Raw genomic sequence first — 12,489 nt, forward strand, 5'->3', positions numbered from 1 at the left:
GATGGTATTGCCGTAACAGGTGGGAGAGTAGGTCGGTGCCTTTTTTTACACGGAAGCCCTTGCTGGAAACAGTCAAGGGCTTCTTTCGTTTGCATACTTTTGCTGCTGCTGTTTTTCCCATTATACAATTAGTAATTCTAAGAGATATTATCTAATTTAGTTATTACAGCAATGTATACATGATGAAAACTAAACAGATATCCTTACTCGGTATTTTACTCGTATTTTTCCTTATCAGCAATAGCCTAAAAGTGCAGGGACAGTCATTGGATGATGGTGTTCTGCGTATATTGGCCATCGGGAACAGTTTTTCGGAGGACGCGATTGAGCAGAATCTGTATGAATTGGCCAAAGCTGGAAAGAAAAAAATCGTAATTGGTAATCTCTATATCGGTGGTGCTCCATTGAGCTTGCATGTAAGTAATGCGAAGGAAGATAAGCCGGCTTATCGCTATCGGAAGATCAATTTGGAAGGGCATATGTCCGAGAAGGCAAACGAACGGCTATCAGAGGCTTTGGTTGACGAAGCTTGGGATTACATCAGTTTCCAGCAGGCGAGCCCGCTTTCAGGAGATTATGACTCCTATGCGAAAGATCTGCCACTTTTGTATGATTATGTCACAAAACATGTGAAGTATCCGGAGACGCACTATATATTGCATCAAACCTGGGCTTATCAAAATGGTTCGACACATGAAGGTTTTGTTCGCTATAACCGTGATCAGAATGCGATGTATACGGCCATTGTAAATACTTCTCAGGAAGTCTTTAACTGGGGGAATTTTCATGTATTGGTACCTTCGGGTACTGCTATCCAGAATGCGCGGTCCAGCTATTTAGGCGATCAATTCACACGAGATGGCTATCATCTTAACCTTGATTATGGCCGTTTTGTTGCGGCCTGTACCTGGTACGAAGCGCTATTTAAAGAAAACGTTGTCAATAATGCTTTTTTGCCACTTAAAGTAAGCTATATTGAAGGACAGATAGCACGGGAGGCCGCACATCAAGCCGTGAGATCTCCTTATGGAGTTACTGTATTGAAGGATTTTCAATTAATGAAATAATATATTTATATGAGTATTAAAAAAAGCTATTTAATCGAATTGGATCACGAAACAAAAAATACCAGACGTGTTTTGGATCGGATACCAAATGAAAAACTGGATTGGCGACCGCACGAAAAATCAATGACTTTAGGGGAGCTCGCAGCCCATGTTGTGGAGTTACATGGTTGGGTGTCTAAAGCGATACCAAAGGATGCATTTGATTTTAAGGTAGATTATCATCCACTGAAAGTATCTTCGGTAGAAGAACTGAAATTGATTCTTTCTGAAGGGTTAAAGACAAACAAAGCCGCCATAGAAAATATAGCAGAAGATGACTGGTATAAGGACTGGGTGTTAAAATCTGGAGATTATGAAATAGCACGTTTACCACGCGCTGGCGCCATACGTTTTATTGTTAATAACCATATTGTCCATCACCGTGGACAGCTGACTGTATATTTACGGTTACTCGGCATTCCGGTGCCCGGATTATACGGACCTTCGGCAGATGAACCAATGCCCAGTATATAATACCATTTTGAATATAGTATAGAAAAATAGATATAAAAATAAAGGGGATCAATTTGATCCCCTTTATTTTTATATGCTTGATTGCCTAATTATTTAGCCAATTCTTCAGCGATTGCTTTTCCGATCTCAGCTGGAGATTCAACTACACGGATACCACACTCACGCATGATTTTCATTTTTGCGGCAGCAGTATCATCAGCACCACCAACGATTGCACCAGCATGGCCCATACGACGTCCTGGAGGCGCTGTTTGACCAGCGATAAAACCTACAACAGGTTTAGTACCGTGTTCCTTGATCCAACGTGCAGCTTCAGCTTCCATTCCACCACCGATCTCGCCGATCATGATGATAGCTTCAGTTTCTGGGTCATTCATTAATAATTCAACAGCTTCTTTAGTTGTTGTACCGATGATAGGGTCACCACCGATTCCGATAGCTGTCGTGATTCCTAATCCAGCTTTTACAGTCTGATCTACTGCTTCATAAGTTAAAGTTCCCGATTTAGAAACAACACCTACGTTACCTTTTTTGAAGATAAATCCTGGCATAATACCGATTTTAGCTTCACCTGCAGTGATAATACCGGGGCAGTTAGGACCGATCAAACGAGATTTTTTGTCGCTCAAGTAAGATTTTACCTGGATCATGTCTTTTGTAGGGATACCCTCAGTAATACATACAATCACTTCGATACCCGCAGCGGCAGCTTCCATGATTGCATCTGCAGCAAATGCTGGAGGTACAAAGATAATAGAAACATTAGCTCCTGTAGCGTCTACTGCATCTTGAACAGTGTTGAATACAGGACGGTCTAAGTGTTGTTGACCACCTTTACCAGGAGTCACACCACCAACTACATTTGTTCCGTACTCAATCATTTGAGTCGCATGGTAAGTACCTTCGTTTCCAGTGAAACCTTGAACGATTACTTTTGAATCTTTATTAACTAATACACTCATTTCTTCTTTAAATTTTGCACACAAATCTACTATTTTGCTTTCTAAAATGGAAGTAATGTGGATACGAATATGACCTTTATTGATAAATTTTTAGTTCAGATTGCGTTTTTGGATAAAATCCCAAAGGATAATGCCAATTGCGACAGATACATTAAGCGAATGCTTGGTGCCATATTGAGGGATTTCGATACAACTGTCGATCTTTTCCATCACCGCTTCATCTACACCATTAACCTCATTTCCAAAAATTAACGCATACTTTTTATCGGACTTTGGCTCAAATTGATGTAACATGACACTATCATCGGCTTGTTCGATGGCAATGATTGTATAGCCTTCCAATTTTAGCTGCGTTACGACATCGGTCGTTTCTGTATGGTATTCCCAAGACACAGATTGCGTTGCACCTAAAGCCGTTTTTTCGATTTCCCGGTGCGGCGGCGTTCCGGTAATACCACATAAATATATTTTTTCAATGGCAAATCCGTCGGCTGTACGAAAGGCTGAACCTACGTTGTGCATACTGCGAACATTGTCCAAAACGATTGCGATAGGTGTTTTTTCTTGCTTTTTAAACGATTCAACGTCTGTACGTTGAAGTTCATCCATCGATAATTTTTGCATGTTGCAAATATACTAAACCTAAAAAATAAAATAGATTTTGAATATTGAAAATAAGGTGTTATTTTTGCAGTCCGAATTACAAGAAAAAATTGAATAAAAATTAGCTAAAAAAAATGGCAAATCATAAATCAGCGATCAAAAGAATTAGAGCAAACGCTACTAAACGTTTAAGAAACCGTTACCAAGCAAAAACTACTCGTAACGCGATTAAAAAATTACGTCACACAACTTCTGCAGAAGAAGCAAAAACATTGTTACCACGCGTAATTTCTATGCTTGATCGTTTGGCAAAGAAAAATGTGATCCACAAGAAAAAAGCTTCTAACAACAAATCTAAGTTAACTAAATTCGTTAACGGTTTAGCGTAAGCTTTCTGTATAGATATTGAGGGGTACAGCTCGCTGTATCCCTTTTCTTTATGTTATATACTTTGGATTTCTCTTTCCAAGCGAATAGTAATAAAAAAAAGCATCGGTACTGATGCTTTTTTTTATTTATCGTTGATAGATTATTGCTTTAAATTGGGTAACAATTCCGCAATGACCTTTTTCAATTTATTGGGATCCTTCATATAAGGTTCCAGATCATATAGCTCCACTTTTTTGAAATCGATCGGATGGCTTTCACTTTGTAGAGAAATAGTTCCTTTTTTCAATAACTGTCCGTCTTTTTTTACTGCAGGATCAAAATCGGTCACATTGCCTCCCCCGATTTGAGGTTTCGTATATTGCAATACCACTTTGTCTTCCATAATATGTTGTACAAGTGAATCACCCAATACCAGAAAATCAGCTGTTACCCATTGGTCTCCAGCATATGTCTTTGACGTTGAGCTGATGCAGTGTGGTGTAAATAGTTTGTTGTCGATAACGACGTTTGTTCCAGGGGTACACAGATTACTCGTTGTGCGTTCGTCTTTGCCATTACCTCCTAAGAGCTGGCCTTCGATAGATATGGGGAAATCTTGATCCACACCCATAGTTTTAGGATCTTGTCCATGTAGCATAGCCCCGCTGTTACGCCAGGCCCAGCCCTCACCTCCCGGTGCCTGTTCGCCTACAAAACGATAGGTGACACGTAATAAATAAGCAGAAAATTCTTTATCATAGAATAGATGGCCATATTGAAAATTGAAGTTGTCGTAACCATCATATCTGACTTTTAATAGACCATCTTCGACACGAAATGTGTTTTTGTAGTTATCACCAACCTTGTGATTTCGAATTTTAGGAGTCCAATTTTTTAAATCTTTCCCATTGAACAATTGAATGGGTTTAGGTTTTTTGTCTTGAGAATTGCCAAATACGGAAGTGCTGAGTAATAAAATTCCAGCACCATAGATAATATGTTTGAATTTCATCCTGAATTAGGTTTATTGACCTAAATTAGGGAAACATTTTTAAATAAGCAATTCTTTTTGCTTGACATACTCGCTGGGACGAATACCTACCACTTTATTGAATGTATTGCTAAATGTTGGTAAGCTATTATACCCAACTTTCAGAGCCACTTCATTGACACTTAGTTTTTCATCCAATAGTAACTTGAGCGCAGTCAACATTCTCAGGATGGTATAGTATTGGATAAATGACATATTCAATTCCTTCTGAAAGAGTCTTGCCAATGTGCGTTCGCTGATATTAAAGAGGCTTGCAAGTTTTTTGAAACTTACATTTTCTTCGATATTTTCTTCTAGGTAAGTAACAATGTCTTTTAATTTCTGATGGCTTGGATAAGGCAAAGCCAAAGGAAGTTCGTGCAACGATAACTCAGGTAGAATCAGTTTAAATGCAGTTGCCAAACTATATTTCGGTTCTTCTACTGGGAATATATTGCCATTCCAACGGTTGGTAAACATGATCAATTCAATTAATAGATCGTTTACAGGGTAGATCCCCATTTTGCTGTAGAATGCTGTATCATTATTCGTTTTTGGAAAATAAAGATTACGCATCACTACCTCAGGGGTGCTTGGATGAATACTGTGCTTGATTCCAGCAGGAATCCATAGATAATGCCGGGCAGGGAGAAAATATGATTTTTCATCTGTTTTTATAAAAACAACACCACCTTCTGTATATAAAAATTGATCCTTTTCATGACAATGCTCAGTGATATGATTTTCTGCTATGATAGCGTGATGGCAATAGATGCTATCTTCAAATGAATCAACCTCTGTCATGTAATAGCGGTTGACATATTTCGCATCGCTCTTTGTATCTTGTATGTTCATTTTTCCTATAAAACTACGCCGCAAAGGTAAGACTTTTTTGCTAGACCTGACCGTATGGCGATTAAAGTGAGTGTATGCTTACAATAAAATTGCAATTAAATAGCAAGCGAGTTAGTATTTACTTACTTGAATTTTAATTTATTATTTATAAGTGACTGAAAATTAGGTTTATATGAAATTTGATTCTGTTTTCATGAAATAGCATGAAATATTTTTTTTGGGTATATTGTTGAAATACAGTTTGTTAATACTGGTTAGTCTCTATTGAATAATTTTGTGTCAAATGGTAATAAATTCACGCTAGAAAAAAGCGTTAAAATTGTTTGTTTTGGAGATGTTTACGGGAGCCAAATATCTTTCGAAATAGCAAGTGAAAATAGGTTTCAATTTCTTAAGTTTACATGAATAGCTTAAAAAAAATAAAATTATAGGGATTATGGCTTACGAAAGGATAAAAATTCAGAGCTTACACGATAAGGTTATTACAGCGACTGAAGCAGCAAAATTATTTAAGGACGGTATGGTTGTTGGGTCAAGCGGTTTCACTAAAGCTGGCGATAGCAAAGTTGTATTACCAGCTCTTGCTGAAAGAGCCAAAGAGGATCCTTTAAAAATAACATTGATTACAGGAGCTTCTTTAGGGCATGGTACAGACGGTAAGTTGGCTGAGGCTGGAGCCTTATCCAAACGGATGCCTTTTCAAGTAGATCGTACCCTCCGCAATAAGATCAATGCTGGAGACGTACTTTTTATTGATCAGCATTTAAGCGAGACGGCTGAACTGCTGCACAATAAAAATCTTCCACAAGTTGATATCGCTGTTTTAGAGGTTGCTGCGATCGAATCCGACGGTAGTATAGTTCCAACGACTTCGGTTGGAAATTCAGCTACCTTTGCCGCATTGGCAAAACAGGTGATTTTGGAAGTCAATACCGCTATACCGACCACGATTAAAGGGATACATGATATCTATCAGGCAGAGGACTATCCGCGCCGTAATGTGATCCCTATTGTAGCCCCTGAAAATAAAATTGGTCGAAAGACAATCCCATTGGATCCTAGTAAAATTGTGGGTATTGTATTTACCAATGAGTTGGATAGCCCGGCCGATATCGCCGAACCAGACGTCAAAACAACAGCAATAGCAAAGCATATATTGGCTTTTTTTGAAACTGAAGTGGAACTCGGACATCTATCCGAGAGTTTGATGCCTCTCCAGGCTGGCATTGGGAAAGTTGCTAATGCGGTACTGACAGGTTTTATCCATAGTAAATTCCATAATTTAACCATGTTTTCGGAGGTATTACAGGATAGTACATTTGACTTAATTGATGCAGGTAAACTGGATTTTGCGTCGGCTTCTTCCATTACTGTATCCGCAGAATGTTATTCACGTGTATTTGACCATTTGGACAAGTACCGCGACAAGATCGTGTTGCGCCCCCAAAACATATCCAACACACCTGGATTGATCAAACGTTTGGGGATTATTGCGATTAATACAGCGATAGAATTTGATATTTATGGCAATGTAAACTCCACGCATACTTCAGGCACCAACATTATGAATGGAATAGGAGGCTCTGGAGATTTTGCACGGAATGCCTACTTAAGCATCTTTGTCACACAAGCAGCTTCTAAGGGCGATACGATTTCCCATATTGTTCCTATGGTATCTCATGTGGATCATACCGAGCATGATGTCGATATTTTGGTGACAGATTATGGTTTGGCTGATTTGCGAGGCTTGGCACCTCGCGAAAGAGCTAAGGTTATCATTGAAAATTGTGTACATCCGGATTTCAAAGCACAACTATTGGATTATTATAATCGTGCCTGTGAGCGGGGAGGACATACGCCACATTTATTGGAGGAAGCGTTCAGTTGGCATATCAACTTAAGAGAAAAGGGAACGATGAAGAAAGATTAATCGCATATATTGCAGCAATTAAAAAAGAATAGGGCTACTGAGGATTCAGTTAGCTCTATTCTCTTTTAATTTGGATCTATCCTCCCAGGGGTTCGTTTCAGATATTTTATCATTTGGGACTCGCCTTTATTTTTCTGACAGTGTTAATATTAAAACAATTATTCTGCTCACTGTTTTGTTTTAAATCTTCAATTCCCAATAGGGGCAGTTGTTACTTTTCAAGACCTTTTCGCTAATCCAATTGTATTGGCGCTTTTGAAATATTTACATACGTTTACCTATTCGTGAGACTTTCTTGCTGTTATCTATAATGATTGTGCTACTTTGTTCCGATTGAGACCGATGATAATTTTCGTCCGAAACCATTGCTTGGTCTCTGGCGACTCAATCTGTTTTCGGTAGCGTTCTATGATTGTAGGATGGAATTTAGCGATGGTTTTGGCACCCCAACCGATTCCTTTTTTGACATGGAAATCCGTCGCATCAGATAGCGAAAGTAAAAGCCCGAACATTGTTTCCGTAAATTTTGGTGAAAGACCTTTCTTTACCGCGTAATGTGTCGCTACCCCGATCGTACGGACAATCCATTTGTCTGAATAATTGGTCAATTGTTCTAATAAAGGTACTGTTTTTTCAGGGAATGTCAAGAGCGCATGTCCAAGGGCACGTTCACCTACGATATCGCATATATACCATTGATCTCCGATGACAATATACGTACAAGCTCTTTGGATCGACTGTTCAAGATGTAAAGGCAGACGTAGTTGCAAGATTATGCCTGCAATAACATAACTTCCCATTTCGTTCGTCGCGACCAGTGTATCCGTAAAGGCCAACTGTTCATTTTCAGGTATCCATAATGCCATTTCCATTGCTGCGAATTCCAAAAGGGGAAAGCTAACTTTCTTTTTCAATAACCCTTCATGTATTGCCATAAGGAGTGCATTTTGCCCTTGATGTTTCCAACAGAATTTTGCCTGCTCCAGAATCTCTCTGACACGGACCTTACTGGTGATCTTTTCCATTGGCACTATTTGATCCATTATTCTTGGTCTTTATAGATATTCCAGAAATTGTAATCCGTCATTGGCGCATCCGTTATACCGATATTGCGGCCCATCGTGACGATCTGTCCGCGATGATAGGTACCATGGATAATCAAATGCTGAATATACTCATATTTCGAAAAATCACACTGAAACCACGGCGATTCTACTTTGACATTTTTTTCCAAATCCTCTTCAGACAAGCCTTCTACATATTCAAGTATAGTTTGCGAACTCTCCCTAATGGCGTCAAAGATATCTTCTTTTTTACTGAATACTTTTTCAAAATCAAAATCATTACGTTCCGAAATATGGCTCCACCAATACTCCTGTGTCTGCCAGATATGGTGCAATGTTTTTAAGATCGTCGGAAAGCTCGATGGGACTTCTTGATTGAGTTGCTCATCTGACTTGGTACCTAACCAATCCAGATACTTGTTGACTACCCAGTTGTTGTATTGTACGCTTTTGATGATTAATGTTTTTAAGCTCATAATTTTTGGTTTATAGTTTTGTAAATCTTTTTAAACTTTTTACGTAAATATAAATTTTTCCGGTTAGATTTTTTTATTTACCATAATACGCCAGTTCCGATCGATAGAAATCCTGATCGGGATGCTGGCCTATCCGGTTAATTGGGTTCAATTCTTTTGTATTTTAGTCATCCAGTGCTTTCAAAAAAGCGATGATCTTTGCTGTTTCTTTTTCGGTCAACCCCAGACTATCAGTGGGAAGAGTCTGGTTGTCGAGTTTAAACCCGAACTGTTGACCACCGCCTTTGTTGTAAAAGTCCATAACCTGCTCCAAGGTCGTATATCCTCCATTATGCATGTAAGGGGCGGTTTTGGTAATATTACGTATGGTAGGTGTCTTGAATGCATATTGCAGCTGCGATACGGTAGCATGATAGCGGCCTCTTCCACGATCAGGATCCAGCATATGGTTTCGGTAGTCTGTGGCGATTCCGAGTACTTCAGATTCGGTCTTTGCGTATTCTGGTGGTACAGTTCCATTAAATAATGGTACAAAATGGCAGGTCGCACATTTAGCCTTTCCAACAAACAGGTTGAAACCCTCTTTTTCCTGGGAAGTCAATAACTGTGATTCACCACGCATATAACGATCAAAGCGCGAACTAAATTTCGCGAGTGAACGGACATAACTGGCCAGTACATTTTGTAATTGCCAGACAGCAATAGTATCACTTTTAAAGATCTTTTGAAATTCTCCGATATAAGTTTTGTGCTGATTCAGACGTCTGGCAATTTGATCCATATTGCCATGCATTTCATCCTTATTGGTAATGACATCCATACTTTGTCCTTCAAGATCTTCGCTGCGCATATCCCAGAACTGCCCATGCTGATAGTTGCTGTAGGAGAGGGCGGGGGTATTCCGATCCATTTTGGCTCCAGACATAGTCGTTGGTACCTTGAGCCCATCGGTAAAAGCTTTCTCCGGATGGTGACAGGAAACACAAGAGCGGCTCCCATTACCAGAAAGAATATTGTCTCTGAATAGTTTTGCCCCCAAAGTTACTTTCCCTGTGTTCATCATATGTCGGTCGGATGGGACAAAAAAATCAGGGTTAAAGGCATTTTTACTGAATAGATTGGAAGCTTCGGGCGAAATCGGATGACTAACGTTTAAGTATGGGATATTCTCCAGTTTCCGAAATTTAAACAGTGCATCAGCTATTTTATTGAGATGCTGATCCATAAAATTGAGGTAATCAAATTGATCTTTGGGAGTACCTTCGCCTAATTTTTCGTTGGCTATTTTGATTAAGTTCTGCACGGTATCAATTTCTTTCGGATGATTGACCTGACCTTGGATTTGGTCAAGAACAGCGGCAATGCCATTTAAGGCGTCTATCGACTCTACCAAACCTCTGCCCGATACCGGTGTGTCAAAACCTGTGATCCCCAGTGTGGTGATACGGAATACCTGATTACGTAAGGCCTCTATTAACTGCGGAAGCGAGAGGGAGTTGACTTCAAAATAGGTGTCAATAGCCAGGGATTTGCTTTTCAGCTTCTTTAAGAAAATAAGTGTCTGCTGTTTTTCTGCACTATTGTAGTTTGGATAGAAATACTCTTCCAGGGTCTGTAGGCCCTCAGCTTCGATAACGGTATTTTCTTCCAGTTCGATTTCGTCTAAATTTGGCCCATTTAAAAAGCGGGCGGTCGTTGGCATAAAATAGGCAACTGCCCATTCCATGGATTTGTAGGTCGAGCGCAGACTGTCAAAACCCGATTGCAATACTTTCTCATCCAGATCCTGCTCTACACGCAAGATCTGATCATTAATCCGTTTGTCAAATTGCTTATTGATCGCTAATACCGTTTGTCTGACCTCTTTTAGATCTTGTGGATCTGAATCCTGATTTCCCTTGCACATGATAGCCAGCATGACAACAGCAAGCAGGCCTACAACCATCCAATATTTCATTTATTTTTATCTTTTTTACTCCGATAAAATAATAATAAGGGTATCCTTTCGTGTGAAAGGGATACCCTTATTGCATATTCGTACTTTTATTTCGTGTTAGCGCTGAACATTACGAATGAGGACAACCTGTCCGCCTTCCTTATTGCTGATTACTTTAGAACCATCTGCGTTTTCAAATTTATCATCCTGCCATGTATGTGAGTGGATATTCACCGCAAATGTATTTGGGATACCAACCAAGTTCGATACATCGGTCATAGCACCAAATTCCCACGAACCAAATTTACCTAGTTTACCACTTTGATTATATTTGTTCTACCAATCCGTATTATTGCGTTCATGTTTCATGTTTAACCAAGGCTTATATGTTTTGTTGGCCATGTTGTATTGCCAGATGTAAGAGTCATGTTTCGCATCGGAGTAATAAGAATCTCCATCTTCCTGGATGTAAACAAAGTTTTCCGTCACGCAGAGGTTATCTGGATTGATCAGGTTTTGTCCTGGATCAGAATCTCCTTCAGCAATAACTTCAAGCTGGCCTTTAAGCATATTTTTTGCATCCAGATTAAGTTTGTACACACGTCCCCACATGGTAAACCCTTCTGTTGGTTTTACGCCGTCGCTAGACTGTCCGGTGGCTGTGAAATAGAGTTCACGCCCCTTACCGGCCCCTTTTCGGTAATCCACATCTTCCACTCTGGAGAATCGGATTGCTTTATTGTCCAGGTTCTGTTTATTGATTTCTTTACCCGTCAGATCTTTTGCATTTGGGATTTCAACAAATTCCACAGCATAAGATTCCCCTTTTTTCATGTTCATCTCGGTGATATCATTGTTGCTGCGTTTTAAGGCGTATAACTTTCCGTTATCGAGATCACCCTGTTTGTCGGATACATAAAGTATCAATTGCCCAGCAGATTGGTGGCCTGAACTATAGGATTGGTCCTCACCGATAATAATGTATGTTTTGCCATTGGAGATATCTTTCGGAAGAGGAACCGCATTTTCCATGGAAGCTTTTCCTAAGGCCGGTTTTACGCGATTTTTATCCGAGCGCAAGGCCACCGAAGATAAAGGATCCAATTGATGGACCATACTTTCTTCGCCAGATTCCCCTGCTGTCAGGAAAGCGGAAAAACCATGTTCCTCAGGGGTAGCAAGGGTGGCCGAACAAAGTCTTGTGCTACCACCGGTACCATCCATAATGTATTCGCCTTTTATCGGTTTGAAATTCTTATCCAGATACAGACGGGATACTGACTGTGTGATTTCATGATTACAGATCATCAGAAAACCGTCTGAGTTTGGATCCTTCATAAATCCAGCACCATCAGGCTGGCCTGCAAAAACAAAGTCAGGCGCTCCGGTGAGTACATCCGAACTTGAAATCAAGGTTGTAATATTCAAATTCTCAAAGCCAGGCATACCATAGACAAAGGCTGGTTCTTTTGAATAGTTTTCCAACTTTGCAACAGGTGGTTTTTGCTCACCTTCGTCTATTTTGTTATTGTCCTTACAGCCGGCCAATGTAACTGACAATAATATCGTCAGGATAGTAATGTGGTTTCTTCTCATGCAACAAATGTAGTTTTGGTATGTTAGCTGCAGATTAATTATTTTTTAAATAAGGAATTCTTCAGCAGGTAATAGATCTTATTGTATT

Annotated in this window: 13 protein-coding genes; 4 read left to right on the plus strand and 9 right to left on the minus strand. The window is 39.6% G+C overall.

Annotated elements, in window-relative coordinates; genetic code table 11:
* Window positions 1-179 precede the first annotated feature (179 nt).
* Together BWD42_RS22530 and BWD42_RS22535 are read left to right on the plus strand one after the other, a co-directional pair.
* The gene (locus tag BWD42_RS22530; RefSeq protein WP_254846306.1) at window positions 180-1,067 is read left to right on the plus strand and encodes a DUF4886 domain-containing protein; all 888 of its coding nucleotides are present in this window, start codon (window positions 180-182) and stop codon (window positions 1,065-1,067) included.
* A 9-nt stretch (window positions 1,068-1,076) separates the two neighbouring features.
* Window positions 1,077-1,580, plus strand: a complete 504-nt coding sequence (locus BWD42_RS22535) for a DinB family protein (RefSeq protein ID WP_077438674.1) — start codon at window positions 1,077-1,079, stop codon at window positions 1,578-1,580.
* An 89-nt stretch (window positions 1,581-1,669) separates the two neighbouring features.
* Here the strand turns inward: BWD42_RS22535 and sucD are convergent, their stop codons facing one another.
* Window positions 1,670-2,542 (minus strand): succinate--CoA ligase subunit alpha, encoded by an 873-nt coding sequence (gene sucD / locus BWD42_RS22540; RefSeq protein ID WP_077438675.1) that lies wholly within the window; start codon window positions 2,540-2,542, stop codon window positions 1,670-1,672.
* A gap of 90 nt (window positions 2,543-2,632) precedes the next feature.
* A complete protein-coding gene (locus BWD42_RS22545; protein ID WP_077438676.1) occupies window positions 2,633-3,166 on the minus strand; it encodes an RNA methyltransferase in 534 nt (177 codons plus the stop codon).
* 113 nt (window positions 3,167-3,279) lie between these two features.
* On the opposite strand from BWD42_RS22545, the gene rpsT reads away from it, so the two are divergent.
* Window positions 3,280-3,534 (plus strand): 30S ribosomal protein S20, encoded by a 255-nt coding sequence (rpsT, locus tag BWD42_RS22550; RefSeq protein ID WP_046671646.1) that lies wholly within the window; start codon window positions 3,280-3,282, stop codon window positions 3,532-3,534.
* Window positions 3,535-3,674: 140 nt separating this feature from the next.
* Here the strand turns inward: rpsT and BWD42_RS22555 are convergent, their stop codons facing one another.
* The gene (locus BWD42_RS22555) at window positions 3,675-4,526 is read right to left on the minus strand and encodes a DUF1080 domain-containing protein (RefSeq protein WP_077438677.1); all 852 of its coding nucleotides are present in this window, start codon (window positions 4,524-4,526) and stop codon (window positions 3,675-3,677) included.
* 39 nt (window positions 4,527-4,565) lie between these two features.
* A complete protein-coding gene (locus BWD42_RS22560; RefSeq protein ID WP_077438678.1) occupies window positions 4,566-5,399 on the minus strand; it encodes a helix-turn-helix transcriptional regulator in 834 nt (277 codons plus the stop codon).
* A gap of 436 nt (window positions 5,400-5,835) precedes the next feature.
* On the opposite strand from BWD42_RS22560, the gene BWD42_RS22565 reads away from it, so the two are divergent.
* Window positions 5,836-7,329: a succinate CoA transferase gene (locus BWD42_RS22565; protein WP_077438679.1), complete on the plus strand. Its 1,494-nt coding sequence runs from the start codon at window positions 5,836-5,838 to the stop codon at window positions 7,327-7,329.
* Between the two features lie 305 nt (window positions 7,330-7,634).
* Here the strand turns inward: BWD42_RS22565 and BWD42_RS22570 are convergent, their stop codons facing one another.
* From BWD42_RS22570 to BWD42_RS22585, 5 genes are all read right to left on the minus strand, one after another.
* Entirely contained in the window at window positions 7,635-8,372 is a 738-nt protein-coding gene (locus BWD42_RS22570; RefSeq protein ID WP_217700119.1) for a DNA alkylation repair protein, read from the minus strand.
* Window positions 8,372-8,869, minus strand: coding sequence for a DinB family protein (locus tag BWD42_RS22575; RefSeq protein ID WP_077438680.1), 498 nt, complete (start codon window positions 8,867-8,869; stop codon window positions 8,372-8,374). Before BWD42_RS22575 ends, BWD42_RS22570 begins: the two co-directional genes overlap by 1 nt.
* 163 nt (window positions 8,870-9,032) lie before the next feature.
* A complete protein-coding gene (locus BWD42_RS22580; protein WP_077438681.1) occupies window positions 9,033-10,826 on the minus strand; it encodes a cytochrome-c peroxidase in 1,794 nt (597 codons plus the stop codon).
* Between the two features lie 96 nt (window positions 10,827-10,922).
* The gene (locus BWD42_RS24915; RefSeq protein WP_217700120.1) at window positions 10,923-11,084 is read right to left on the minus strand and encodes a hypothetical protein; all 162 of its coding nucleotides are present in this window, start codon (window positions 11,082-11,084) and stop codon (window positions 10,923-10,925) included.
* A 57-nt stretch (window positions 11,085-11,141) separates the two neighbouring features.
* Window positions 11,142-12,401, minus strand: a complete 1,260-nt coding sequence (locus BWD42_RS22585; RefSeq protein WP_217700121.1) for a hypothetical protein — start codon at window positions 12,399-12,401, stop codon at window positions 11,142-11,144.
* Between the last annotated feature and the right edge of the window lie 88 nt (window positions 12,402-12,489).

This window comes from Sphingobacterium sp. CZ-UAM, from assembly GCF_002000245.1.
Lineage (GTDB): Bacteria > Bacteroidota > Bacteroidia > Sphingobacteriales > Sphingobacteriaceae > Sphingobacterium.